This window comes from Streptomyces sp. NPDC031111 (assembly GCF_055570675.1).
The window spans coordinates 17897-43036 of the sequence record NZ_JBVIGS010000026.1 but is presented as its reverse complement, the minus strand read 5'-3'; the positions used below and the strand labels follow the sequence as shown (position 1 = coordinate 43036).

Genomic DNA, 25140 nt, shown 5'->3' with positions numbered 1-25140 from the left:
GATTCCTCTTACGACCGGCGTTTTGACCGGATGCTCGGGATTCCGTGAACCTTTCCGCCCGGAATGCCGACTGCCTGTGTGACGGGCGGTGCGGCGCAGGGAGGTGTGGTGGGCGGCGACGGGTTGTTGGTGGTGCGCTGCCAGCCTGGGGAGCGGGAGGCGTTCCGCGAGCTGGTGGCCATGTGGCACCCCCGGCTGTGGCGCTATGTCCGGGCCATGGTCGGCTCTCCGCACCTCGCGGACGATCTCGCTCAGGCGTCGTGGGTCGCTGTGGTGCGCGGCCTGCCGCGGCTGCGGCAGCCGGAGCGGTTCGCCCCCTGGCTGTTCACCATCGCCCGGCGCACGGTCACTGACCATCTGCGGCAGACGTACAAGGCTCCGGAGACGGCCATGGAGGAAGCCGCGACCGCAGTCGCCGACGACGAACTCGGCAGCGTGCTCACCATGCTGCAGATCGAGGCAGGTCTTACTGCTCTGCCGCCCTTGGAGCGCGAGATGCTGATCCTTTTCCACCTGGAGGACCTGCCCTGGCGTCCTGCGCGGAGGTGCTCGGCGTACCGGCCGGCACGGTCAAGAGCAGGCTGCACCGCGCCCGGCGCATGCTGCGCGACCACCTTGCCGAGAAGGGATACGAGGCATGAGCGAGCAGAATGGCGCAGCGCAGCGGGCCGTGCCCGAGCAACTGGAGCGCGCGCTGGCCAGGGAGGTGTCGCTGCGGTCCCGGCTGCGCCATGTGGCAGTGGGCCTGGCCGGGGGATGCGGGCGCCCACACCGGACTCCCGCCCCGGTAGTACGGCCGGCCGGGCCTCGCCTGGCGTTTCGCCAGGATAAGCGACGGGCTTGGGGGTAGAACGGCTGTTGGCTCGTGCGGACGCGCGGGCCGGAGCATGCCCGGCGAAAGGGCTGTTCCCGGGTATGACACGAAGGATCGACCAGCATGGCCAGCGGCACCGTGAAGTGGTTCAACGCCGAAAAGGGCTTCGGCTTCATCGAGCAGGACGGCGGAGGCCCGGACGTCTTCGCCCACTACTCCGAAATCCAGGGCAGCGGGTACCGCGAGCTGCAGGAGGGCGAGCACGTCACCTTCGACATCGGCCAGGGCCAGAAGGGCCCGCAGGCGCAGAACATCACCCGCGGCTGAGCAGACAGAGAACTGAAGGTGAGGCGGCTGCCCGGACGGACAGCCGCCTCACTCATGCCCGCCCGCGAGCTACAACCGGCCTGGACCGCCCGTGGCCCCCGCCCGCCACCGCAATGGCCAAGAAGCCCTCACATGCCCGTGTCGGGTCGTGGTGGGCCAAGGCCGGGGCACTACTCGGTCGGGTGAAGACACCCAGAGCGGAGAACTTCTGCGGGCGCCAGCGCGTGCTGCGAGGCATGAGGCAGATCACTGATGCGCTCCTCCTCTCACCAGCCCACCGGTCCCACACTGAGGGCGGACAGAAAGGACAGGACAGCGGAACCTCCATCCGCGGGCCAGTCAACTATTCCTGCAGGTCAGCACCAGGCACCGCGCGGTTCAACGGCTCCAGGTCTCCGTACAGGGCAGCGTGGAAGGCAGCAGCAAGCTCGCGAGCCCGCGCCTCGCTGCACACGTCGCGTAGCATGAAGTACACCGGCCCTGCATAGGCGTCTGCGCCGGCCTCCCGGTCTCGGACCAGGCGCATGATGGCGGCCCGCAGGGCTTCGTTCACGGCATCGTCGACGGTGTGGCCCGGGCCGGCGGTCAGCACGTCCATCTTCACCGTCCACTGCTGGCCTTCACGCTCGACAGCGACGAACACGGCGCGCTGGGCCTTGGCCGCCCGGTATGCAGCGTCGAACGCGGCGGTGGCGTCCGGGATGAGATGGCCGGGGCAGGGGATCGGCAGCTGCTGCATAACGGGCATCGTGCCAAACATCAGCCCCATCCGCTGTCGATCACACTCCCAGCCGCGAACGACGGTCCAGCCCGACGTCTGTGGAGCAGGCGACGGCCGCCGTCGACGTCGCGCTCTACACCACGGCGTCGGTCGCCGCGATCCCCGCCGCGATCCGCCGCCCAGTGCGCGCTGCGCGAGGGCTACACGGGACAAGAAGACCTCAGCTCCGACCAGTTGGACAAGCGGCTGCGCACGCACAACATCAGGAGACTGGCGGACTGCCTCAACTGGTACCTGGCCCTGCTGGACCTGCCCAAGGTGGAACAGCGCATCGACCCGGAGTCCTGGAGTCAGCTCAACTGGCTGGACAGCGAGGATGCGACAGGGGAGGCCTACGGTACGCCGTGGTCGGCCACGGCGCCGGCAGGGCTCCCGCCCGTCCCATCCAGCAGAACGTCAACTTCTGCCAGCAGGTGAACAAGCTGCACAAGCTCGCGCACCTGCTGTGGGGTGGCTACTCGGCTCATCTCGGTGAGTACGAGAACTGGCAGATCGAGTACATGGAGGCCATGGACACGGTCGGCTACTCAAGCGCTGTGCCGCCGCTATGGTGTCGGCTTCTTGTGGCGGGTGAGGAGCTCAGTGAAGAAGTCAGAGATGAGTTGCGGGCTGTTGGGCCGGGTGAGTTCCCAGCCGCCGAAGCAGTAGTTCTCATAGTCGGCCAGCCGCAGACGGCGGTCCTCGGCGACCATCTCCGAGTACTGCCTGGGCGCGGCGGTGTACGTGGTGCGGACGTGCGCGCCGGTGGGGTTCTTGGTGCCGTAGTGGTGGGCGCCGTCGATCTCGATGACGATGCGGGAGCGGTCGGGGGCCAGCAGCAGGAAGTCCATGCGCTCGCGGTGCAGGGCCGCGCTGTGTCCGTTGCTCTTGCGGGTGTAGGGGTCGTAGTGCAGGTAGACCTGCGGGATGAGGCGGGCAGGTCGAACCCATCGGGTTCGGCGTAGCGGGTGCAGTACGTGCGCAGGACCGTCTGCTCCGGCAGGGAATCCAGTGAGCGGTACAGCCGCCGGTAGAGGGCATCGGCGGCTTCCGGCTCCTCGGCGTCCGGCATGTGGTTCATCTGCCAGGTGATCATCTGCCGCCAGGTCAGGCCATGTACCGGCAGCGGGTCCTTATGCACGAGGCAGTTCTCGGCGTTCCGGACGATCTCCACCTCGTTGCTCACCGCGTCCGGCAACACGGTCTGCGGCTTCGGGCCGATGGGCGCGAAGATGAGGTTTTTGAAGGTGCCACGGGGCCCTCCTTGAACCGCTGCTCGTACTCGGCCTCCTGCAGGTCCTCCAGGGCTTGCCTGGTCGCCCCCAGCCTTCGATGCACTCGCGGCCCACCTGCCATCCGCCGCCCCGGACATGTCGTGATGGCGGAACGGCAGCTGCGGCGGCTCCAGGCGTCGAGGATCGCCCGGTGCGCTTTGACGGCGAGGACGACTTCCTCTCGTTCATGCGTTCGCCGTGGCGTGTGCCCCTGGCGACGAAATCCTCGTGCAGCAGCCGGGTCAAGGCCATGGCTACGTCTAGATCCGGGTGGGCTGGCAGGGGACCGAATCGCAGGGATTCCATCAGCTCGACATCCAGCTCCCACAGCTGGCACACCCATTCACCTGGCCTGTGGTCAGGCCGGTCCACGTGCTCATCGAGCCTGCCGCGGAAGAAGTCATTTGTCTGCATGCTCGCGCATCCCCCTGCCCCACAGCACTGTCGGAAGGAATTGTCGCTGGTGTCACTGACAAGGGGGAGCTGCTCGCAACGGCGGTGACAGTGCGGCGGGCCGCTCACGTCGCCTACGTGAGCAGGTCGGCGACCTCGCGAAGGTGTCCCGGACGGTGCGGCCGACGCCGATCAGGTTGGTCGAGGCATGGCTGGTCCATGGAGTCCACTCAGTGAAACCCATCGGGTGGACTCCATCGAGGTGCACGACGGTGGCCAGGAGCCGATCGACGAACACCAGCCGGTGCTTCGCACCCGCGCCCACAGCCCGCTTCCGCGGACGGGAAGCAAGTCTGGCCTGGTGCCGTTCGTGCCACTGGGCCCAGTTCAGGGGCCGAATTCGTGCATCAGAGTTGCCCATCCCGACATGTACCGCGCTTGGTCACAGCCGCCCGCTCAACTCGCCAACTCATATGCCCACTCGCCAACTGAAGCGCTCAGTCACATCCGGGCTCGTGGGCTGTTCGGGGGCGCGGCTGCTACAGCTCGAACTCAAGGTGTTCGATGTCCGTGAAGCGGACCTCTTCCAGGCTGCCGGCGCGGCGGCCGCCGTCCTGGAAGTACACCTCCTTGAGCGCTTCGGCCGCGATCTCCTGAAGGCGGGCGTCGCTGGCACCCTGCTCCTGGGCGTCGAAAAGGCGGGCGGCGTACTGCGGGGGCAGGGCGACGGTCAGATGCCGAATGCGGTCCTGGTCGGTCGATCCGATCGGTGCGGTGTAGCCCATACGGGCGCGGGTGTCGATCACGATGCCGCCGGTGGTCGCCGCCTTCCGCCGGGCCTTGGCCCGGATCTGCGGCTGCCATCGCTTCTTCACCTCGCGCTCCAGACGGGCGGCGAGGTCCGGGCGGGGCTTCTTGATCTGGTCCTTCACGTACCGCTCGACGGTGCGCTGAGAGATGCGCAGCATCTGGGCGACCGCCTTTGTGCCTTTGAGCTGCTTGACCAGGTACCGCATCTGCGCGGGTGCACTCTTGGGCGCCGGGCGGGTGAATGCCTTCTGCACTGCGGCATCCAGGCCGTCCCCGATCAGGCTCATCGTCGCCTTCCCCTATTCTCCGTTGTCGACGTCGGTGACGGTGCCGTCCTTGATGTACCGGGCGAGGTTGAGCTCCGGGGCGTTGAACCGCTCGCGGACCTCTTCGCCCCACAGGACGGTCTGGGTGCCTTCGTGCTTGACCAGGCCGGGGTTGATGCCGAGTTTGAAGCCGCCGGGCAGCGGCTTGCCGTCGCGGTAGGGCAGGAGGTCCAGCGGGGTGGTGCCGTTGGCCGCGTAGACGACGCAGTCGGACAGGATCGCGACCGGGTACTGGCCGGTGAAGGCCGCGTGCCTGACGATCTTGCGGTGCAGGTTGATGCGGGTGCGGGAGATGACTGCCGCCCGGATGTCGGGCCGCCACGTCGGGCGGGACAGGGCCCGCCACGGCTCGCCCGGCCGCCAGCCCTCGCCCCGGGGCCGCTCGCGGAGCTTCCCCAGGCCGCCCTTGACCGTTGCCTTGATCGCCGAGACGACGATCGCCAGGTCCGGGTCGCGGTCCTTGTAGCCGTCCATCGCGGCGAGGAAGTCCTCTGGGGCGAGGTCGGCGACGACGCCGAGGTCGGCCATCGTGGCGAGGTAGGCGTCGCGCAACCGCTGGTACCAGCCGTCCAGGTAGCGGCCGTTGTCATACCGGACCCACGCCTCAATCGGGCGCACCTCGTAGCCGAGCTCCTGGGCGTAGGCGACGGTGGGCGTCGCGTACCAAGCCGGTCCCTCGGGACGCTCGCCCTTCGGGGTGAACGGGCTGGGCAACAGCGAGGCGTCCAGCTCCACCCACTCCTTGCCCACCTTCACGCGGGACAGGTCGACGTGGGACAGGTCGACCAGCCACGAGCCGGGCAGCTTCGGGTCGAACGCGGGGGCCTTGACGTGCATCGCCTCACCGAGGCCGACGTTCAGACCGTTCGCGCCGGCGGCGAAGGCCATGTTGACGTCGATGCCGACCAGGTGCCGCAGGGTGCACTCGGCATCGGTCATCGGCCGCGCCCAGTCGTACGCCTCCTCGAACAGCTTCTCGCTGGGGCCGCGCACATGGAACCGGGGCAGGTCCTTGAGGACCGGGTGGCCGTCGGGGACCTCGCACGGCGGCCAGTTCATCGGGTCGATGGCGTCCTTGCCCAGCGAGCCGGGATTGTGCTCGGAGTGCCGCTTGCCGTCGGCGTCCGGCTCGGAGGCGCGCGTCGGCGGGTGCAGCGCGGTCATCAGCTCCAGGCCGGTCACGGCCGTGGAGCCGCGCGGCGTCATCACCCGCGAGGCGTACACCCCCAGGATGCGGGCGAGTTCGGCCGGCGGGAGCTGTCCGACCTCACCCCAGTGCCGGGTGTCCAGCGCGTTCCACGACGGGATGCACAGCTGCACGCAGGCACGCTCCGAACCGGTGGCGGGGCGGTAAATCCTTGCCCACGGGCCCAAGCCGCGCTTGGTCAGCTTCCACTCCACCCGCGCGAGTTGCTTGATGACCTTGTGGCCCTCCGGGATCCGCCCGGCGTGCCTCTCTTCCTCCGTGAGCGTGACGGGCAGGCTGTAGCGCTCCAGCGCGGCCTCGGTGAGCACGATCAGCGGGTCGGCGTCCTTACCGGGCCCGGCGAGCTTCGGCTGACCGAGCTTGGCCTCGCGCAGCGTCCAGTCGACCAGAGCCGGGATGCTCTTGGCGGGCACGTCCAGGACCAGGCCGCCGGTGCAGTACGCCAACACCTTGCCGTCCTCGACGTCGACGACCGCCAGCGGGCCGTTCTCGAACCGTGGATCGGTACCGACCGCCGGAGTCCCGGCCGGGGCCGCCCTCTTCGCGCCGGGACGGCGCGACGTCGACGACGGCCTGGCGGTGCGCGCCGGACAGGGCGCGGCCGCCGGAGCAGCGGCGACAGGGTCAGGGGTCTGGGGGTTCTCGGTTGCAGTCATGACCGCAGCCTCGAACGCCTCCCCTGTAGACAGAGTCCGCGCTTCGGCCGGGTCGGCGAAGCCCGCCGGGCGGGGCACGCCGGGAGAGGGGTAGCGGGATGCGGCGACTTCGTCGATCACAGCGTCCGGAACCTCTGGCACTTCACCTGCCGGGCTGGGCGCACGGGTGAACGTGGCGGGCATCGGGGCAGCCGACTTCTCTGGCGTTTCGGGTGCCGGGTAGAGCTCCGCGAGCTGCTTGAGCAGCCGGGCGTACGCCTCACGTTCCGGGCCCCGCGGCTCGGTCGGCTTCTTCACCGACTCCCAGGCGGACACCGTGGCCCGGCGCACCTTCAGCGCACCGGCGACTTCGTCCAGCGTCAGGCCGTGCGCGACACGCAGCCGCTTGCGCTCCTCCGCCGACGGCAGCGGAGAGCGGGACGCGACCAGCGCGTCGACCGCGTCGAACAACTCGGACATGGAACACCTCCTGACCCACATTCTACCTCATAAACCGTAAGCTTCGCGTACTTTTACCGTACAAATCGCGTACGGATGACAGGTGGGGTCGGTGAGGATGGTCTTGGTCAGGGAAGGGCTGGAAACCGTCGCGTCACCTCAAGCCCCGGTGGGGAGATATGGGCGGTCGCATGCTCGGAGTAATCAGGGGGTCACGTGGGGTGGAAAGACGCGTTTGGCGACGCCATGAAGGAACTGGAGGCGATACGACAGCAACTCGCACGTCTCGATCGTCTCGATGACCCAACGGTCGGGCTGACCGCACTGCACGGTGACATTTCGCAGAGCCGCCTGAAGATCCTGGAGCAGCTCCAAGCGGGCGTCACCGGATTGCGGGAGGAAAACCGGGAGGTCCGTCGCCGTCAGGACCGGATGATCAGCGACCTGAATGAGACGCGGGGTGAGCTCCGGCGGCTCCTGGACCTTGTCGACGTCCTGCGTCCCTTCGCGCCGCCCGAGGGGACAGGTGACACGTCCGGCGAGGGCACGCAGGCCCGTCCCGAGGGGACTGCGCAGCCGCCCGCACCCGAGGCCGGCTACGGCTTGTCTGCCAGTGCCGAAGGTCATCCGTCCGTCTCATCCAACTCCGACTCCCAGGGGGAAACCATGGAGAACACTGGGCACCGGCCGCAGCCCGAGTCCGGCGAGGACCAGGACCTCGTGCTGAAGCGCGCCATCGAGGCCGCCTACCGGGGCACCGGCACCTCCGCCGGCCAGCCCTCTGCCGCCACGCCGCAGGCCTCCGCCGGCGCAGAGGATCCGCAGGTCGCCCACGGCGTCCTGCTGCTGAAGGCCGCCGGTGTGGCCTCCGCCGAACTGATCGCGCACCGCGATACCTGGGAGTGGCTCGCCGCCCTTGCCGTCGACCACAGCCACTTCCGCACCCCGCCCTCGGTGGAGGACATCAAGGAGGGCCGCGTCCAGACCGTCCTGTCCGGACGCTCCCTCATCGCCCTGCTCATCGAGCTGTGGAACACCCGCTCCACCGCCACCCCGCTGCAGGGCGACTGGGCACTGGCCATGACTACCTACAACCGCATCGCGGCCAGGCTCACCAACGTCACCGGACAAGGCGAGACCATCCGCATCGTCCTGGACGACGGTCTCCCCCAGGAGTCCGGCGACTGACCAGCACCGCACCGACAAGCAGACGACGGCTGCCCGGATCGATCCGGGCAGCCGCCCTGATTCGCAAGCTGGAAAGCGCGAGGGCCGCACGGTCAAACCGTGCAGCCCTCGACAGACGTCTGAACCCTGGGGTGTGGCCTGCCCTCTTTCGAGGGCTACCGGGGACGATCCCAGGGTCTTCGTCGCTCAGTATACCTACGATTGCCCCACCATGCACAGCACGCCGCCCACCAGCATCGAGCCGCCCGACGACAAGGCCGTCATCGAGCTGATCAGCCCCGACCAGCTGAACCCCTACCTGACCGCCTGCGCTGGTGACACCGCCGCCGCGCTCGCGCTGTACCGGTGGAACAGCGACCTCGCCGCGGCCTTCTTCGAACCGCTCGGGCACCTGGAGATCATGCTGCGCAACGCGCTCGACGCCCGGCTCGTTGCCCGCCAGCAGCGCCGGGGCCGCACCACCAAGTGGTATATCGACAGGCAAGTCCCCCTCAGTGGCAAGGCCCGCGGCGACATCGCCCAGGCCCAAGAGCGCGCCGGGCGGGGCGGCACTGCGACCATCCCGCACGGGAAGGTCATCGCGGAGCTGAGCTTTGGCTTCTGGCGCTTCCTGCTGGCCCGCCAGTACAAGACCAGCCTGTGGCCCGACCTCGCGGGCGCCTTCCCGCACGCCCCCAACCGTGCCCTGACCACGGTGGAAGACCCGGTCAAGCGGCTGCACCAGTTCCGCAACCGCATCGCTCACCACGAGGGCATCTGGCACCTGTCCCTCGAAGCCCGCCGGGACGATATCCAGACCGTGCTCGGCTTCATAGCGCCAGCCGCCGCGACGTGGATCGCCGACGCATCCCGCATCGACGACGTCCTCGCCCGCCGCCCCTGACCTCGAGCTCACGCCGTCCTGCCCAGCGGCGTCGGCTGCGGTACCGCGGCCTCCGCCCCCGCCGCCCGTTCCGCACGTGCCCGGCGCAGGGCCGCCGCGTGGGAGACGTCGGCCTGGCGGCGGCGCTCGATGCGGGCCTGCTGGATCGGGGCCGGCTGGTCGTTGGCCGCCGCCTCCGGCTCGGGGAACGACCGACGGCTGAGTGTCCGCATCGCCCGGGTCTGCCGCTCCACCGCCTCCGCGATCGACGGGTCGACGCGGCTCGGGGGCACGACGGCCTGGTGCGCGGCGAGCGCCTGGCGGAGGTATGCCTGGGAGCAACTGGCCATTGTGCTCTGGGCCGGGTGGCACGATGCCGAGGGCTACGACAGGGCCCGATGGGCAGTGCCGTTCCTGCGTAGCAAGCAGTCGGCCCCCGGAACGGCACAGTGAACACACGGTTGAACCCACAGTGGCGGGTATCCCGGCGGTGAAGCGGCGCCTCGGCCCGGCCAGCGGGTCAAACTCCTCCAGCGGGACGAGCGAAGCCGCGTCTACCGCACCAACCACGCGCTGTTGGAGCTACTCAGGAAACCCTTCGCTGTCACCGCCGCCCACACCGCGGTAAGCCTGGATACGGGCGCAGTGGCACCACGCCATCGAGCGGCGGGCAGCGCCGACCACGTGAACATGCTCGCGGTCGGTGCCGGGGTGGCAGCGGCAGGCTGACCGCCTGGCTGGCCCAGGAACGCTACCGCGACACGGCCGACATCATCTCCGAGCTTGAGAAGGCGGCTGCCTCTCGGGCTTCACGAACGCTCCGCTCGTGGAGATGCTCAAGACACTGCTGACAGGCCCCACCGGCATGAACCAGACCGCGGAGTTCATGGTCCGGCTGTTTCACGACGATGAGGAGGCCTTCTACGACCTCATCGTCGAACTCGGCGGTTATATCGCCTCCTGCATCGGCCTGCTCGCCACACGCATCAGCAGCCGCGACGACACGCTGGAGGCGCTCGACGACATGCTCAACTCGTTCTTCACCGGGTGAGCGCACCCTTCGCAGCGCGGACAAACAGGCACCCCGGCGGATCCGGGCCTGCCGGTACCCGTGACACCGAAGGCCGCTTGGGCTGACCATGACCTCAGTTCCCAGCAACAGCCTGCCCAGCTCCCGGCACGCCTTAACGGTGTCGAGATTTGCCGGCGACGACGCTTTGCGCTGCGCGAGGCCCACCCCGAGGTCCTGTGCCTGGTCGAGTACATCGACCAGGATGTCGCCGCCTGGCTGGGCCAGACCAGCCGTGTACCTGCCTGCTGCGCACCCGGCCGTGATCCGCGTCCGGTTCAGCGCACTGGCGGAGCCGGTCGGGTGGCGCGGTCGTGTCCGCAGCTGCGGTTGCTCGTTGACGGGCGGGGGCCGGCCGATGAGCAAGGGAGGCCGCCGGTGGGGCGGATCAAGAAGAAGCGCGCGGCGCGTGACGCGCGCCGCCAGCCTGGGGTCCAACAGCATGCGGCGCCGCCGTTCCCGCAGGCGGAAGTTGAGCGGGTCATGCGGCTGTGGGACCGGGCGGTCGACACCGGGCTGATGGCCGACGGCACGGATGTGAAGTACCACTTCACCCCGGACGGCAAGGTGCTCTCCGTCGCGGTCGGCAGGTGCTGGCCAACGGCGAACGGCTCACGCCGTCGGTGGCCGAACGGGCCAGGCGCCCCACCTGGGCGAGGAGTTCGGCGATGCGGCGGCCGGGGCGGGTGGGCAGCAGGAGCAGCAGGCCGCAGACGTACGCGGTGGTCAGGGCGAGAGCGGTGAGGACCCCGACCGCCGAACCGACGTCGTACCAGCGGGCGTCCAACGGCCCGTTGCGGCAGACGGCCATGAAGACGCTCCCGGGCAGTCCGATCGGCAGCGCGGTGACGAGGACCTGCACCAGCCACGCCCGATGCCGACCGGTGTGCGTGAGCAGCCCGCACCGGCCCGCAGCCATGCCCGCCAGGACGGCCGCCAGCATGTCGGCGCCGTGGATAACTCTCCAGCCCAGCCCTTCGCGCAGCCACCGCAGATTGGCCTGGACGACCGAGCCGGGCCCGGACCGGTACGCCGTCGCCCACTCCTGCGCCGTGACGACGATCCGCGCCGGCGGTGTCGGCTCGGCGTGGACGACCACGAACAGTAACAGACAGCCGATCCGGCGCAGTTACCGGGAGGCAAACGGCGCCCCCGCGCGCTCGGCCGCGGCCCTCTGAAGGGCGAGGCTGTACCCGAACAGGAACGAGAAGAGCAGATAGAACTTGGCGCTCACCGGGTCGTCACCAGCCACGCGGCGACCTCGTCCGGCCATGACGCCACCAGTTCGCCGCCCTGCCCCAGGTGTGGCCCGGCCATGGCCTGGACGTTGACCAGGAGGATGCCCAGCAGGGCGAACCCGCGCAGCGCGTCGACCTCGTCGACCCGTACGCCGGGCACCGGCGCGGATCGGGCAACCCGACCGTCGTCACCCCAGGCAGTCGGCCGGGGGTGCGGAACGCTGCTGGGGGGGAGCCGCGGGACACCACTCCCACCACTCCCCCGGCCCTCCGCCGCGAGCCGCATCAGCATGACGTCGAACTCAGGACTGCGCGTCCGCTCCGGCTGATCACCGTCCTGCCGGACGACACGGGTGAGCCTCCCGGCGCGCCACCACTAGACGTCCGGACTGACGGAGCGCCCGGTGCCCTCGAAGTTGGCGGTGGCGAAGGCGGCCATGCAGCGCCGGGACCAGATGGGCGGTCCCGATGGGTCGGAAGACCACCTGATGGCGGTGCGGCATGGCCACGATCGCCCCATTCGGGCCGAGGCCGCGCCCGGTGACGTCCTGGGCCAGTTCGTGCAGCGCCAGGACCCGGCTGGCGGTGAAGCGGGAGTGACCGACCACCATGTTGAGGCCGATGCCCCGGTATCCCTCGGGCACGGTATGGCTCTCCACGGGCAGTTGACGAAGGTTCCGCAGCCCGATGATGTCCCCGAGGGACGCCAGCGACTGATCGGTCAGCGTCGTGACGCCTTCCTCCTCCAGGGCGAGGACCTCGTACAGGCCCGGCGCGATGACGCGGGCATGGGTGTGGCGGATGGCATCCGGCTCGATGGTGTCCTGAGCGACCACCAGGGGCCGTGCGAGCAGCCGCTCGGCCGCGAAAGGCGAAAGGGACTCCTGGAGAGGTTCCACCTGAGGCAAGATCCGCATACGGCTGTCCTTCGACGGTGACGGTCGATGAGCTGAGGTGCTGAGTAGTTGCTGACAAGACGCAACGTGCACGGCGAGGAACGGGTTCAACTCCCGCCCGGGCAAGTGGGACAGGCCGCCACCTGGGGTGGGTGCGGAACTCCTAGGAACATCCCGACCTCCCTGGCCGCCCCCACGGCCAGCACGATGGGACACATGCGCAGCACGAGACGCGGCCTGCGGCTCGTCGCGGTGGGTCTGGCCCTGGCGGCGGCAGTGGCCTGCCGACAGACGGCCCCGGACGCCCCTGTTCATCGGCCGCCAACGCCCGGCCAGTCCGTCACGGACGACAAGAACGGAGCGACCATGCACCCCTACGTCGGCGTGTGGGTCACCGCTGACAACCACATCAGGCACGCGGAGAACGCGCCGGCGCCTACACCGGTCAGTACTGGGTGAAGGGAAACAAGATCGAGTATCTGGATGACACCGGGTTCACCGCGGACGGCGAGTTCGACGGTGACGTCCTGCACTACGGCGGATACGTCTTCTACCGCGAGGGCAGCCCGGCCCACCGCGAGGCCGTGCACGGCAGTGACACGGGGATACGGTCCTGAGGGGGCGGCCAGGCTGCGCGCCTGCGCATCTGCGGACCTGCGCATTCCCTGTCTGACCAGGGCTTTTGTCGATTGCGCAGCCGATCAGGACGACGCCTGCGACTGGGCGTCGGCGTACTGATGGGCCAGTGCGCGCCGACGCCGCTCGAAGTCATCGGTCTGCTCGGCGATCTGGGCCGGGGTGATCGGCTTGTTGTACTGAGCGGTGATCCCCCGGGCTGCGCAGTCCTGCGCGACGGCATCGGCCGACGGCGCCTCCGTGTGCGCACGGTGCTCGGCCCAGACGTTGTACATCCGGAACTGCAACGGGTAGCGGCGCAGCGTGGACGGGCTGACGGGCTTCCTTCCCCGCCCGAACATGCCCCGCTCCGCGAGGAAGGCGGACAGCTCATCGGCGCCGGGCTCACCACCGTGCTGGGCCTGGTACTCCCTCCACGCGAGGTAGTAGCGGTCGACGACGGTGAGGGCGTCCCCCGCGGCGCGCTCCTGAGGCGAGGGCTGTTCCGGCCCGTGCTCCTCGGCTGTCCGGGCGTCGGCTTCCTCGGTCTCCTCCCCCCGCTCGGGCTCCAACTCTGGCGTCGGCTCGCTTTCTTGTTGCTCGCTGAACCGCAATTCGGCGACGTTGTCCTGAAGTTCAACCTCGACGGCGGACTCGAGTGCGGGACTCTGCCGCTGTGACGGGACGCGAGTACGGGCCGGCTCGACCGTGAGCTGGATGGGTGGCTCGTGAATTCCGGCGGCGGAAAGACCGGCTGGGGCCGTCTCCCTCAACGGCACGCCGTAGCGGGCCAGGCGCAGTGGCATCAGCGATTCCACCGGGGCCTTCCTGCGCCAGGCGCGTCCGAAACGGGACCGCAGCTGCGCCTGGTAGATGAGGCGTTCCTGTTCCCGCCTGATGACCTGGTCGTAGGAGCGCAGCTCCCACAGCTTCATTCGGCGCCACAGCAGGAAGGTGGGGATCGGGGAGAGCAGCCAGCGGGTGAGCCGGACACCCTCCATGTGCTTGTCGGCGGTGATATCGGCGATCCGGCCGATCGCGTGGCGGGCCGCCTCGACCGCGACCACGAACAGCACCGGCATCACCGCGTGCATGCCGACGCCCAGCGGATCCGGCCAGGCCGTCGCGCCGTTGAACGCGATCGTCGCGGCGGTGAGCAGCCAGGCGGTCTGACGCAGCATCGGGAAGGGGATCCTGATCCAGGTGAGGAGCAGGTCCAGGGCGAGCAGGACGCAGATGCCCGCGTCGATGCCGATCGGGAAGACGTAGCTGAACTCCCCGAAGCCCTTCTTGATGGCCAGTTCACGAACGGCCGCGTACGACCCCGCGAAGCCGATCGCGGCGATGACGACGGCACCGGTGACGACCACACCGATCAGGATCCGGTGTCCCCGGGTCAACAGGGGTATTCCGTTCCCCGCGCTCACGTACCACTCCCCTCTCTCGCGCTCGCCCGCTGTCCCGGTCTCCCTATTACGGCGTAATAGGGAGACCGGAAGGCCGCACGCCTCACTGGTCGACGGCGTTGGGCGCCGAGTCGCGCTGCTGCTGGTGGTCGTTGAGGATCCGCAGCATCCTGTTGAACTCGGGGACGGTCATCGTCTGGATGAGGTGCCGGGCCAGTGCCGGACCATCGTCGTAGGGCAGCTTCGGCGTCGCGGTCTTCGCTCCCGTCCCGGTGGCGGCTGGGGCTGAGGAGCGCGGCGCGGTCCTGGCACGTGGTTCGGGCACCCGATCGGCCCGCTGACCGTCATCACCCTCGGCCTCGGCTCCTATTACGTCGTAATAGCCGGTGCCGTTCGCGGCGGCGGGCTCGGCGGGTACTGAAGGTGCTGGAGGTGCTGAGGAAGTCTGCGGCTGGTCCCCGAGCTTGCGTGCCTGCTTCTCCGCTTCCTTGGCGGCGCGCTGCGCCTTCAGCTCGGCCAGCGCCGCCTCCTGCTCGTGGGGCGGCTTGTTGCCGACAGCACGGAGCAGGTCAATGGGTTCCTGGCCGATCCGGGCCTGGAGTTCCGGGGTGAGGTTCAGCAGCGCGAGACGCTGTGAGACCCAGCCCTGGGAACGGTGCAGCCGCTTGGCCAAGGCGGTCTGGCTGCCGTGAATGGTGAGCAGCCGCTGAAGGGCACGGGCCTCGTCCAGCTCTTCGAGGTCCTGGCGGTGGATATTGGCGACGAGGGCGGACTCCAGGAGTTCCTCGGAGGTGGTTCCCTGCTCGTCGCTGACCATCACCTTGAGCATCGCCAGACCCGCTTCCCGGGCGGCGGCAAGACGGCTGCTGCCGTCGATGACGACATGGGTGGTGTCGGGTTCGAGGTCGGCTTCCCGGTCGGGGTTGGCCTTGACGTACGCGTCCCGGTTCATGACCGTGATCGCCTGCTTCTGGCCGTGGGTTCCCAGGCTGCCGGCGAGGTCGGTGAGATCCCCCAGTGCGGAGCGGGGGTTGTCCGGGTTCAGGCTGATGCGGTGCGGGGGGAGTTCCGTGGGCGGGGCGACGCCTTCGGTGGGGACGCCGGTGGCGGAGGCGACGGCCTGACGGCGTGCGCTCACCGGCCGTACTCCCCCGCCGAATCGGCCCGCGCCCAGCTGGTCGGCCTTGCTCACGAGACCTCCCGGGCCAGCGCGCGCATACCGATCGCCTGCTGTGACCTCGGCGCGTAGGCCAAGAGGGGCTTCTTCACTCGGACCGCTTCCTTCTGTTCCTTGAGGTCACCGATGAGTCCGACGACCCGTGGATCCTTTATGTCGACCCAGCCCTGGAGTGAGGAGGTGGCGATGTAGCCGCGGCGGGAGTCGTAGAGGTTCACGACGATACCGAGGTAGTCGATGTCCACTTGGAGGTCGCTGCGCAGGTCGTCGATCTGCGTGGTCAGGAGTTCATACGCGTCGGCCGAGCTGTCCTCGGCCTGGACGACGACCAGCGCGCCGGACTGACCCGGCGCTTCGCCGTCGCGGCGTCGGCCGTAGTAGGCGGCGGCGTCCATGCTGAGGCCAAGGCTCGGCGGGCAGTCGACGATGATGACGTCGTAGTCGGCTTCCAGAGGCGCCAGGGCCCTTTCCAGAGCGGCCTCACGGGCCCGCACGGCGGACAGGCGCACATCGAGGAGGAAGGCGTCATTGCAGGCGGGCAGGAGGTGCAGACGACCGCCGAAGGTCTCGTCGTCAACGGAGACGATGAGGTCCCGAAGGTTGCCCTTCGGATCACCCGCCATGTGGTTGGTGAGGCTGTCGCCGTTCAACGGCAGGGGAGAGGCCCCCAGTTGGTTGGTGAGGTGACACTGCGGGTCGAAGTCGACGAGGAGCACCCGCATGCCGAGACCGGGCAGATTCTCGATGTCGAGAGGGTCGCCGTCGTCCTGGGAGTCGTCCTGGATATGGACCTCGCTCGCCCGCAGCGCCTTGGCGAGGGCCTTGGCAACCCGCACGGGGTACAGGGAGTTGGTGTCCTCGGCGAGTGCTTCCCCGAGGCCCGCAGTGATCGCGGTCTTGCCCACACCGCCCTTCTGATTGCAGACGACGATACGGCGGGTGATGGAGGGACGTTCCACGTCGGGCGCCGGGTTGGTGTCCAGCCACAGCTGGACCGCCTGGGCCAGGCCTTGGGTGAGGGAGACCCGGCGATCCGCGGCGATACGGCGGAACTCCTCCCAATGGCCGGACGGAAGGAACGTCGAGAAGGAGTCGGCACCGGCGGTGTCGACCGAGGCGGGGGAGGCGGCCAGATCGCACCAGTCGACGATGCCCTGTTCGACGGCGGCCTGGATCTCGATGCCGTGCTGAGCGGCCCTGATCTTGAGGTTCTGCCGGAGCCATCCCGGCAGCTTGGACACGACCTTCTCGCGGTCGTTGGAATTGACTGGCGAACTCATGGAGGACACCATACTAACGCTCAAGATCCTTGGTGTCGCCGACACGTTAGTTTAGCTACTTGTTCGCCCGAGTGCCCGAACACGAGCAGCACCGGAAGCTATTACGGCGTAATACCTTCCGGTGCTGTCGAGCATGGACCCCGCCCTGCCCGGCGCGCATCGACCCGTGCTCCTCTCGTGTCCCGGGCTATTACGGCGTAATAGCCCGGGACAGCTACTGAGCCAGGAACTCAACCGCTGCGGACAAGGCCAGGCGTGCCTGGTGAGTGGTCGTCACCGGCCGGGCAGTGCGCTGCTCCAGCTTGCCCAAAGCACGGACAGCGGCACCCAGATAACGGTTGAGGCTGATCATCTGGGTAGGGGTGCTGCAACTGGACAAGACTTCCTCGACCTCGTCCAGCCAGTACTCCGCATCATCGTCCAGGACCAGACCGTCTCGGTGTTCCAAGAGCCCGCGCGCCACCGGCACCAGCAGATGATGCCGCTGCCGGGCGACTTCCTCGGCATGTTGTTCGGCCTCCCTCTGGCGCGCAAGGCGCCGCTCGACCCGGATGACAGCCTCCGGTGTACGGCGGACCGGGCCCAAGTCGGACGCATCCTCCGCCAGCTCAACGGCCTTGAGCCGCAGGGCCTTGTTGTACGCGGCGCTGGGTGCCTTCACCGCGAGCACTGGCGCAAGTTCGGCCCACTCGGCACCCGCAGCGCGTGCGTCAGCCACCGCCCGCGACTGGTGCGCATCGGCACGCTCCCGCAGGTACTCCCAGAGCTGGACGCGTTTAAGAGCGGCTTCCTTCTGTCGCTCCGGGGGAAGCCTGTGCAGAGCGCCCGCATGCTTCTCGACGTACAGGAGGGCACCGTAGACCTCATCGTCGGCCGGCATGCGCTCGACGCTGGGGTCCTCGGCATCCTCATGGAGTTGGCGGAGTTCCCCGACGAGTGCCCGAGCATCCAGCGTGCCGATCCGGAGCGGCGGCCTGACCAGCTGCTTTGTGGGGGAGTGGGACTTCCTGGTGCGACGTGCCATAGAGAAGAGTGTGCCCGCACAGAGTCGATTCACAGAATGTGAATCAACGACCGGGCCCCACGAACCACGGTCCGGTGATGGGTCGCTCCAGTCGCTGCCGCGGCTGTCGGGGTCACCTTCTGCTCGCCTTGTCCAGCTCGCGTTTCACGGCCTGCTCTCGTTTCCTGCCCGAACAGGTCCTCCTCAAGGCTGCTGTCGTCCAAACGGGAGAAGTCCTCCTCGCGTGCGATGTCCTCCTCACTCAGGCCCCATCCACACCACTCGCCCTGAGCCACGGCGCAATCGTCGAATGGAACGGCGGTACCCTCTCCAAGAGCGGCCCGCTGATCGTTCGCTCAGCGGAGGGCGAGCACTTCGGGTTCACCCGCCAGCCAGGGCTCTGCAGGGCGAAGTACTCGCCGACCGGACGTCGAGGGCTGCTCGCGGACCAGAGAAGTTCATCCCTGCGGAAGGCCACCTCACGGGCGGTCGCGTACCGCGACGAACCACGTCATAGTCCGGCCAGTTGGCCCTCTTCCGTGACCGGCGTGGCCACGACGACGTGGTCAGCGTGCCCCACCCAGTCCTTCGCTGTTTGCAAGGGTCGATTGTCGCTGGGGAAACCGCACCCCACGACCGTACTCAGACCGCTCTCACCGACCAGGACACCGGCGACGACTCTGGCGAGTGACACACAGGCGGTGATCCGGGGCCGCAGAGCAAGGAACACGTGCAGTCAACAGAGACCTTGTTCTCGGAGGAGAGGCCGGGGGGACCCCGAGCTAGCTCCCCCCGGCCTCATCGGCGTACGAGGATCGCAACGGCCCTCGCGGTTCACCGGAAGGTTGGGGGAGTGGTCACATAGGGAGCGAGGCGCGTATGTCGTCAGGCCGGGACGTTCTGCGGCGGTGGCGGGCCGAACGGGTCCACGGCCTCGACCCACGGCTTCTCCTTCGCCCGGTGGGCGCGGGGCTTGCAGCCCGCGAAGGGGCCCGAGAGATCACGAAGGGCGTTCATCACCGGTCCCAGATAGTCCCGGTGCCAGTTGGCCGACCCGCACATCCCGGAGCCCGGACCCGTCAGCTCACCCCAGGCGAGCCACAGGCCATGGAGTTGGGCGACGGCTTCCGGGTGCTCCCACCACACGCCACACCAAGGGGCCGTGGAGGTGGCCTCACGGCCGTAGACGGGCAACAGCACGTGATGCGTCCCCAGAGTGAGCTGCCGCAGCGTTTCGGCGTACTCCGGCCCTTCCAGATAGAGGATGAAGCGCGGTGCGGAGGGTTCCTCCGCCTCCGGAGCGGAGGTGGCGTCGGCGGTATCGGCCGTCATGGTGCTCCTTCCCGAGGTGCCGGTGTCCCTCAGCTCTTCACGAACTTCCACTGATGGTCATCGAGGTCGCTGCATCCATAGACGGTGCCATGCACATGATCTGCGTCTTTGTTGTTCCGTCCGACACCGAGGCATATGTCGCCGCCCTTCTGGCTGCGTATCCAGTAACTGCCATTGGGACGCTCGTCCAGCCACCAGAGCTGATCGTTGTCCTCCGTCCCGATGCAGTGGTAGGCCCCCACAAGCGTCATCGACGTCACGGAGCCGTAGTCCGGCAGATCCAGGCAGAGGTTGTCCGTGACATAGCGGATGAGGAAGAGATCGGCACCACCGGTGCCGCGGCCCTTACGGCTCAGCTCCAAGGCCCACGGCTGGTTGTCGCTGGATGACGCCTCACACCGGGCGGCGCGCACCTGGCCGTCCGGCTTGCCCTCAGCCGTGTTGGTCAGGTCGATGCAGAAGCCGAACTTCTGGTTCTTGATCAGTACGGGGCCGCGGGGGTGGTCGGCGACGCTGCCGGTCGCCGGTACTGTCCCCGAGGCCGCGTTCGCCGGCGTCTTGGCCTGTGCTGGTGGGGATGCCTTCGGTGTCCGGGTCGGTGTGGGCGACTTGGAGGCAGAAGCGGAAACAGAAGGCGAGGGGGAGGGGGAAGGAGGTGGGGGAGTGTCGTTGCTCGGCGACGGTGAGACCGCCGGGCCCCCTGCCCCGTCGCACCCGAGGCGGCCTTATTCCCCTCTCCGCCCTACGATCCGCCACCGCTGCCGAGGGACCAGTGAACCGATGACGAGGACGGCCACGCCGACGGCCACCCCTCCCATGACCAGGGGTCGTTGAAACAGCCCCGGTCCTTCGAACTCGTCATCCGACTGCGGTTGGTCCTTGTCCTTCCTCCGGCCGGATCCCCCGTAAAGACCAGGCCCCCTTACCGGACCCGGCACAGGACGCGAACTGCTGCCTGAGCCGGGGGAGAAGGCAGGGACCATGGCCCGCGGGCCCGCCGGGCGCCCCAGCACGCCCCCTTCCACACCGACATCGCCAGCGAGGTCGACATCCGGGAACGGCCTTGCCGCGTGGTCGGACTCCGCTGGGCGCAAGCCCATGGTGGCCTGCGGATCGACTGGCCCGGCAGGCTCGGCCACGGCCGCGGCCGCCATCGGATCCGGCTCCACAGGATCGGGCTCCTCGCCACTGACCGCGCCCGTCTCCTCCAGCAGCCTGCTGGAGCCGTCCGGCGCCACCTCGACGATGGCCACGTAGTCCGCGGACGGATCGGAGATGACAGCCGTCACGGACTGCACCCCGGCTGCGGGCGTACCCGTGCAGTGTGTCGAGGATCGCGACGTCAAGCGGCTCGCCCGGCACGACCGGTACCGGCTCTCCCTCGATGGCGGCGGTGCCGTCCCCGGAAATCACCACGGCCAGCTGTGCGGAGGACTCCGCCGCCGAACGGCCCGCTTCTTCGCCCAGGTTCATGTCCGTCCCTTCCCTACGGTGTCAGCCGCGTGACCTTGACCGGTCACAGGTCGGTGGCACGACAGCCCCGCCCACATCGCAACGGGCTCAGGGAAGAAACAGTTCAACAGCGCATGCGTAGGCCCGACCGGGCGGCGGGCTCCGGGTGGTGGCGGACCGGTGGCCCGCCACCTCACCTCACAGGGGCAGGGTTATGCCCAGCTGCTGCATCGCCGTCGACGGCGGACCGCCCTCGGAACGTTCGGTCTTGTAGCCCTTCACACGGGCCTGGAGGGTGCGCGGGTCGACAGCCTCCGCCGGGGCGCTTCTGGCGTACAGGCCGCCCGGCTGGCTGTCCCTGTCGTGCGGCAGCAACCAGAACACCCGCCGGCGGAAGGTGCCGGAGGCACGCGACGGCTTGGCGGTGGAACCGAGAAGGGCGTAGCCGACCATGCGTCCGTCACGGTGGTAGGCGGGCTTGCCCCTGCGAGTGGGCAGCCTGTCCAGGCTCTGACGGACGTAGTCGAGCTGTTCGATGTCCTCCAACCACACGAGTTCCGTCTCGTGGCTGATCTCGTCCGCGGTGATCAAGGAGCTCATGCACTGGCCTCCCGTTCGTGATCCGTGAGCAGTCCGATACCGGGGTAGTGCTTCCGCTGGTTGGACAGGATCATCTCCTTTGGCGAGGCCAGGCCTACGAGTTCCCTAGTGCGGGCGGCGAACGCCCTCGACGACATGGCTGGTGCTCCTTCATTGTGGCACCACGCCTTGTAGGCCGAGTAGAGCGCTGTCTGCTCGGCCCGCAGATCCGAGCCGAGCACACAGCACTCCTCGTAGAAGCGGCCGGTGTGGTCCTCGGTCTCGGCGTAGGCGGTGGTGGCGATCCGGACCCTCTCCGGGCCGGTGAGATCACGGTCGCCGGACAGGTAGCGGCGTGCGCCCGCGATCAGCCATCCCAGAATGCCCGGGCCCTCCTCGGTCACGAGGAGATCCGCCAGGTTGTCGATCTTGCGGTGGTCGGGGACGACTCGCTCGAACGGGATCAGCCGCATGCGCCGCCAGAACGCGAACCCGCCGGTGCCGACTTCCGGCCGGTGGTTGCCCAGCAGCCACAGTTTGTGGGTGGGTTCGAAGCTGAAGAAGTCCTGGCGCATGCGGCGGGCCTTGATGCGGTCGCCGCCGGTGAGCAGCTTGACGCGGGCCTCGTCGAACTTGTCTCCCGGCTTCACCTCGGAACAGACGATGACGCGTCTGCCGTGCAGCTCGGCCAGGTCGGTGGGGTGCCCTTCGTAGGGGCGGGCCATCAGGAAGCCGGGCGGGGCCGCGTCGGCGTAGTCGCCGAGAAGTTTCATCAGCACGTCCAGCAGCACGGACTTTCCGTTCTTGCCCGCGCCGAAGAGGAACGGCAGGACCTGGCCGCCGACATCGCCAGTGATGGAGTAGCCCAGCAGCAGTTGCAGGTACGCGATCATCTCCCGGTCTTCGGCATCGGATCCGAAGGTGTCCGTGAGGAATCGTTCCCATCGAGGAGTCGCCATCAGCTGCGGGCCGACCGTGGTGGAGCGGGAGTGGAAGTCCTTGTTGGGGTCGGGGCTCTTCATCAGACCGGTATGCAGGTCGACGATCCCGGCCGGAGTGCACAGAGCGTAGGGATCGGCGTCCAGGAGCGCGGCGTTCAGCACCATGCCGGGCGCGGACTTGGCCTGGGTGAGCATGGCGTTGATGCCCGTGGTGGATAGGGCGCGGCGGCGGTGCTGGTGAAGGGCCGTGGTCGTGAAGACGCCACGCGGGTCGTGGGTGGCGATGGCCTCGGCGAGGTCTCCGGCCGCCCACAGCACGGTGTCGTCGTCGTCGATTTGCCAGCGGGTGGTGTCCCACCGGTACCAGCCGATGCCGGGTACGTGGCGGTAGTCGTTGGCATAGAGCTTGACAAAGAGCTTGGCGTTGCCTCGATCGCTGAGGGTGTCGGGCAGCAGTCCGTCAGCGGTCGCCTCTCCCTCGGCACGCGGCTCGGCGTCCGCCTGGGCGGGGAGGGGCACCGTCGTGGTGGGGGGCTCGGGGCGGGCCTGGGCACGGATCTGGGCGGCCACCGCTTCAGGATCGAAGTCGAAGAGGGTCCCGGTGTCATTGCTCGGTGACGTCATGGGCGTCCCTCCCTCGCGTGGAGGGGGCGTTTACGCCCCGAAGCAAGGCCACTGCGGATGATCTGTGCCGCACGGCGCTCCTGGCCCGGACGGGCGCTTACCGCCGCCTGGGTCAGGGCCTGTTCGGCCGCCTCTTCCGTGAGGCGGCCCGCAGCGACGAGACCTCCGAGGGTGTACGCGGCCCGGTTGAGCGCGTCCGAGAACCCGGCGCCTTCCGCCACCTGACCGCACGCCTCGACAGGGGCCAGCACGGCAGAGAGCAGACTCTGAAGACGGTCACGCCCCCCACCTGCGGCCAGGACAGCCTGCCGGGCCCGAGGGGGGACCGAACGGGGCGTGGGGATGTTGGGCGCGGGCAGGTGGCCGGTGCGCTCGAGTTCCTGGGCTAGCCAGACGGGGAGGGTAGCGGGCTCACGGACCGTACCGACCGGCATGTACGTTCCGGCCTTTGTCGTGGTGCCCGGGGCGACGATGTAGCCGCCGTGCGCCCGGACATCCACCTGCCAGGCGAGCGCGGCACCCTGGCTCGACCCGGAGGAGCAGCGCCAGCGGCGGTTGTCCGTGGTCCGGTACCAGACGTGCAGGCCACCCGACGGGGTACGGACCCGCAGCGTGGTGTCGTCCTCGGCTGGGCTGGGCCGGCCGCGCAGCGCAGCCAGGACGGCAAGGGTGTGGAAGCCGTTGGCGAGTCCGGTCAGATCGATGTGGTCGGCGATGGGGATGCCGGGCAGGATCCGATCCCTGCTAGGGGGCTGAGTGGAATGAGCGTCGATGTCGATGACAACCAAACGTGCTGGGCCGCACGCGATACCGACGCCGAACTCCGGGTGAGCACCCCACCACTGGGAGATGCGGCGCTGGTCGAGGGTAGCGGCGTGGAAACCGTGACACCAGCGGCCTGCGGGGAGACAGGGGCACTCAGCGGGGGTGTGCGGAGTCGTACGGCAGTCCGTGCAGTTCGCGGCCGGGGTCTTGCGGCCTGCGGCAAGGGGGTGCACCGGCCAGCCTCGGCGTGCGCACCACCTGGCGGTGGCCAGGGCGGCAGCGACTGAGGTCTCAGGGGTGGATTCCCTTGAGTCGCTGACGGAAAAGCGCAGCTCAGCAGGCATGTGCACCCCCTACCAGCGACCGAAGCGACTCAATGACAGACACAGACTAGCGAACGTGGTCGGTGAGATTGCGGAGCACTTGCAAACGAATGCTGATGTCTCGTCCCTGACGGGCCCTCGGTACGGCCCTCGGTTCCCTCAGCGACCCAACCAGCGACCCGACGGAGGGGCAGCGACCGAAGGCCTTTCAGTCGCTGTTTTCGGTCGCTAGAAAAACCGCAGGTCAACGGCTATGCCAAGGACCAATCAGCGACTGAAGCGACTGAAGGTCCCTATATATACACACGCGCGCACGCGCGTGAATGTCTTCATATACCCAGAACTTGAGTCGCTTCAGTCGCTATCACTCTTGCAACCCTACGTTGACCTGCGGTTTCTCCAATACCCACACAGCGACCAAAGAGTCGCTCAGTCGCTGCTCCTTCAGTCGCTGCCCGCTCTCTGGGCCTCTTCAGGCCCCGCTACGGGGCAGCGACCCAGCGACTCAGCGGCTGAAGGACTCACCGCCGAGAGACTGAAGCACAGTCGCAGCGACTCAAGCGATCGAGCACCGGACCACCGGACCACCCGCTCTCCGCAGGCAAGTCCCGACAGCGAATCGAACCGGATGTACCCGGACGCCGTTATGGCGGCGAGGCGGTCGCCCACGCCGTGAATCGCGGCCTCGCCGCCCCCAGGTGGGGACCGGACGGCCGGCTGCCCGACATGTACATGCGAGGACGAACGTAGTATGCAGCCCTTTGCCTACCTTGCCGACCCTGCTGCGGACCTCTCTCTGCGCCTCTCGGAATCCGTGGGTCTGGGCACGCGGGTCCTGTTCGCGTACCAGCACTCGGACGGAGGAATTGCCCCGCAGCAGAGTTTCTCCCCTGTCGGCACCGCGCTGGCTCTGCTCGCTCTCCACCTGGCGGACCCGTCCGCCCGGACGGGCTTGTCGGCCGTGGCGTCCCCCACCTGTGCCGGGTACAGAACCCGGACGGCGGCTGGGGCACCCGCCACCCGCGGTCCGAGCCACTGGCGACCGCGCACGTCGTGGACGTCCTCGCCATCATCGTGCCCCAGCTTGCCGCTGGCACCATCGCGGCCACCGCGCCCCTCATGGACCGCATCGGCGGCCTGGAGGCCGGACTGGCCTGGACCCGAGCGACCGCCACCAACGGCTGCTGAACGCCCCGCCTGCGACCCTGGAGACCCTCCCGGCACCCCGGATGCCCTTCACCGCGGGTGCCGTACATCGGCTGCTGGGTCTCCACCTGCCCGCCTACGCGAGCATCACGGCGGGCCGGGCATCCTCACGCTTCCGACGGCTGCCACGGGTGCTGGACCGACAGCGCGGCGCCGCACTGTCCCTCCTCCGGGAGATC

General features: G+C 68.7%; 27 protein-coding genes and 1 pseudogene. 9 read left to right on the top strand and 19 right to left on the bottom strand.

Annotated elements, in window-relative coordinates; all coding sequences use genetic code 11:
* Positions 1-63 precede the first annotated feature (63 nt).
* From ACZ470_RS35845 to ACZ470_RS35835, 3 genes and pseudogenes are all read left to right on the top strand, one after another.
* Positions 64-468, top strand: a pseudogene (locus ACZ470_RS35845) (RNA polymerase sigma factor); the annotation flags it as partial.
* 77 nt (positions 469-545) lie between these two features.
* On the top strand, positions 546-641 hold the full coding sequence (locus ACZ470_RS35840; protein ID WP_468434130.1) for a hypothetical protein: 96 nt from the start codon (positions 546-548) through the stop codon (positions 639-641).
* A 296-nt stretch (positions 642-937) separates the two neighbouring features.
* On the top strand, positions 938-1141 hold the full coding sequence (locus tag ACZ470_RS35835; RefSeq protein WP_468434129.1) for a cold-shock protein: 204 nt from the start codon (positions 938-940) through the stop codon (positions 1139-1141).
* A gap of 343 nt (positions 1142-1484) precedes the next feature.
* Here ACZ470_RS35835 and ACZ470_RS35830 read toward each other — a convergent pair whose 3' ends face one another.
* The 5 genes from ACZ470_RS35830 to ACZ470_RS35810 form a co-directional block, all read right to left on the bottom strand.
* Complete coding sequence (locus ACZ470_RS35830; protein ID WP_468434128.1) at positions 1485-1880, bottom strand: hypothetical protein; 396 nt, start codon at positions 1878-1880, stop codon at positions 1485-1487.
* Positions 1881-2467: 587 nt separating this feature from the next.
* Positions 2468-2752 carry a hypothetical protein gene (locus ACZ470_RS35825; RefSeq protein WP_468434127.1) on the bottom strand — a complete coding sequence of 95 codons (285 nt, stop codon included), beginning with the start codon at positions 2750-2752 and terminating at the stop codon, positions 2468-2470.
* A gap of 1355 nt (positions 2753-4107) precedes the next feature.
* Positions 4108-4665, bottom strand: coding sequence for a telomere-protecting terminal protein Tpg (gene tpg, locus ACZ470_RS35820; protein WP_468434126.1), 558 nt, complete (start codon positions 4663-4665; stop codon positions 4108-4110).
* A gap of 12 nt (positions 4666-4677) precedes the next feature.
* Positions 4678-7026: a telomere-associated protein Tap gene (gene tap, locus ACZ470_RS35815; protein ID WP_468434125.1), complete on the bottom strand. Its 2349-nt coding sequence runs from the start codon at positions 7024-7026 to the stop codon at positions 4678-4680.
* A 183-nt stretch (positions 7027-7209) separates the two neighbouring features.
* A complete protein-coding gene (locus ACZ470_RS35810) occupies positions 7210-7632 on the bottom strand; it encodes a hypothetical protein (RefSeq protein ID WP_468434124.1) in 423 nt (140 codons plus the stop codon).
* Between the two features lie 39 nt (positions 7633-7671).
* Between ACZ470_RS35810 and ACZ470_RS35805 the strand changes: the two genes are divergently transcribed.
* Positions 7672-8193, top strand: coding sequence for a hypothetical protein (locus ACZ470_RS35805; protein WP_468434123.1), 522 nt, complete (start codon positions 7672-7674; stop codon positions 8191-8193).
* A 211-nt stretch (positions 8194-8404) separates the two neighbouring features.
* Positions 8405-9076 (top strand): hypothetical protein, encoded by a 672-nt coding sequence (locus ACZ470_RS35800; protein WP_468434122.1) that lies wholly within the window; start codon positions 8405-8407, stop codon positions 9074-9076.
* A gap of 8 nt (positions 9077-9084) precedes the next feature.
* On the opposite strand, the gene ACZ470_RS35795 is transcribed toward ACZ470_RS35800, so the two are convergent.
* On the bottom strand, positions 9085-9405 hold the full coding sequence (locus ACZ470_RS35795; protein ID WP_468434121.1) for a hypothetical protein: 321 nt from the start codon (positions 9403-9405) through the stop codon (positions 9085-9087).
* 476 nt (positions 9406-9881) lie between these two features.
* On the opposite strand from ACZ470_RS35795, the gene ACZ470_RS35790 reads away from it, so the two are divergent.
* Positions 9882-10106: a hypothetical protein gene (locus ACZ470_RS35790; protein WP_468434120.1), complete on the top strand. Its 225-nt coding sequence runs from the start codon at positions 9882-9884 to the stop codon at positions 10104-10106.
* Positions 10107-10674: 568 nt separating this feature from the next.
* Here the strand turns inward: ACZ470_RS35790 and ACZ470_RS35785 are convergent.
* The 3 genes from ACZ470_RS35785 to ACZ470_RS35775 all read right to left on the bottom strand — a co-directional run bounded on the left by ACZ470_RS35785 (position 10675) and on the right by ACZ470_RS35775 (position 12279).
* Complete coding sequence (locus tag ACZ470_RS35785; protein ID WP_468434119.1) at positions 10675-11223, bottom strand: DUF418 domain-containing protein; 549 nt, start codon at positions 11221-11223, stop codon at positions 10675-10677.
* A 131-nt stretch (positions 11224-11354) separates the two neighbouring features.
* Complete coding sequence (locus ACZ470_RS35780; protein ID WP_468434118.1) at positions 11355-11522, bottom strand: hypothetical protein; 168 nt, start codon at positions 11520-11522, stop codon at positions 11355-11357.
* A gap of 169 nt (positions 11523-11691) precedes the next feature.
* Positions 11692-12279: a hypothetical protein gene (locus ACZ470_RS35775; RefSeq protein WP_468434117.1), complete on the bottom strand. Its 588-nt coding sequence runs from the start codon at positions 12277-12279 to the stop codon at positions 11692-11694.
* A 195-nt stretch (positions 12280-12474) separates the two neighbouring features.
* On the opposite strand from ACZ470_RS35775, the gene ACZ470_RS35770 reads away from it, so the two are divergent.
* A complete protein-coding gene (locus tag ACZ470_RS35770; RefSeq protein WP_468434116.1) occupies positions 12475-12717 on the top strand; it encodes a hypothetical protein in 243 nt (80 codons plus the stop codon).
* Positions 12714-12875 (top strand): Atu4866 domain-containing protein, encoded by a 162-nt coding sequence (locus tag ACZ470_RS35765; RefSeq protein ID WP_468434115.1) that lies wholly within the window; start codon positions 12714-12716, stop codon positions 12873-12875. Before ACZ470_RS35770 ends, ACZ470_RS35765 begins: the two co-directional genes overlap by 4 nt.
* A gap of 84 nt (positions 12876-12959) precedes the next feature.
* Here ACZ470_RS35765 and ACZ470_RS35760 read toward each other — a convergent pair whose 3' ends face one another.
* The 10 genes from ACZ470_RS35760 to ACZ470_RS35715 form a co-directional block, all read right to left on the bottom strand.
* Entirely contained in the window at positions 12960-14273 is a 1314-nt protein-coding gene (locus tag ACZ470_RS35760; protein WP_468434114.1) for a DUF2637 domain-containing protein, read from the bottom strand.
* Positions 14274-14382: 109 nt separating this feature from the next.
* The gene (locus ACZ470_RS35755; protein ID WP_468434113.1) at positions 14383-15471 is read right to left on the bottom strand and encodes a ParB/RepB/Spo0J family partition protein; all 1089 of its coding nucleotides are present in this window, start codon (positions 15469-15471) and stop codon (positions 14383-14385) included.
* Positions 15468-16736 (bottom strand): ParA family protein, encoded by a 1269-nt coding sequence (locus ACZ470_RS35750; protein ID WP_468434112.1) that lies wholly within the window; start codon positions 16734-16736, stop codon positions 15468-15470. Before ACZ470_RS35750 ends, ACZ470_RS35755 begins: the two co-directional genes overlap by 4 nt.
* 214 nt (positions 16737-16950) lie before the next feature.
* Positions 16951-17760, bottom strand: a complete 810-nt coding sequence (locus tag ACZ470_RS35745) for a hypothetical protein (RefSeq protein WP_468434111.1) — start codon at positions 17758-17760, stop codon at positions 16951-16953.
* An 864-nt stretch (positions 17761-18624) separates the two neighbouring features.
* Positions 18625-19071, bottom strand: a complete 447-nt coding sequence (locus tag ACZ470_RS35740) for a DUF4913 domain-containing protein (RefSeq protein ID WP_468434110.1) — start codon at positions 19069-19071, stop codon at positions 18625-18627.
* 29 nt (positions 19072-19100) lie between these two features.
* Entirely contained in the window at positions 19101-19484 is a 384-nt protein-coding gene (locus ACZ470_RS35735) for an RICIN domain-containing protein (RefSeq protein ID WP_468434109.1), read from the bottom strand.
* A gap of 312 nt (positions 19485-19796) precedes the next feature.
* Complete coding sequence (locus ACZ470_RS35730; protein WP_468434108.1) at positions 19797-20360, bottom strand: hypothetical protein; 564 nt, start codon at positions 20358-20360, stop codon at positions 19797-19799.
* 361 nt (positions 20361-20721) lie between these two features.
* Positions 20722-21123, bottom strand: a complete 402-nt coding sequence (locus tag ACZ470_RS35725; protein ID WP_468434107.1) for a DUF6009 family protein — start codon at positions 21121-21123, stop codon at positions 20722-20724.
* Complete coding sequence (locus tag ACZ470_RS35720; protein WP_468434106.1) at positions 21120-22667, bottom strand: DNA primase family protein; 1548 nt, start codon at positions 22665-22667, stop codon at positions 21120-21122. Before ACZ470_RS35720 ends, ACZ470_RS35725 begins: the two co-directional genes overlap by 4 nt.
* Positions 22664-23776, bottom strand: coding sequence for a bifunctional DNA primase/polymerase (locus ACZ470_RS35715; RefSeq protein WP_468434105.1), 1113 nt, complete (start codon positions 23774-23776; stop codon positions 22664-22666). Before ACZ470_RS35715 ends, ACZ470_RS35720 begins: the two co-directional genes overlap by 4 nt.
* A 1032-nt stretch (positions 23777-24808) precedes the next feature.
* Between ACZ470_RS35715 and ACZ470_RS35710 the strand changes: the two genes are divergently transcribed.
* Complete coding sequence (locus tag ACZ470_RS35710; protein ID WP_468434104.1) at positions 24809-24943, top strand: hypothetical protein; 135 nt, start codon at positions 24809-24811, stop codon at positions 24941-24943.
* The last annotated feature ends 197 nt before the right edge of the window (positions 24944-25140 follow it).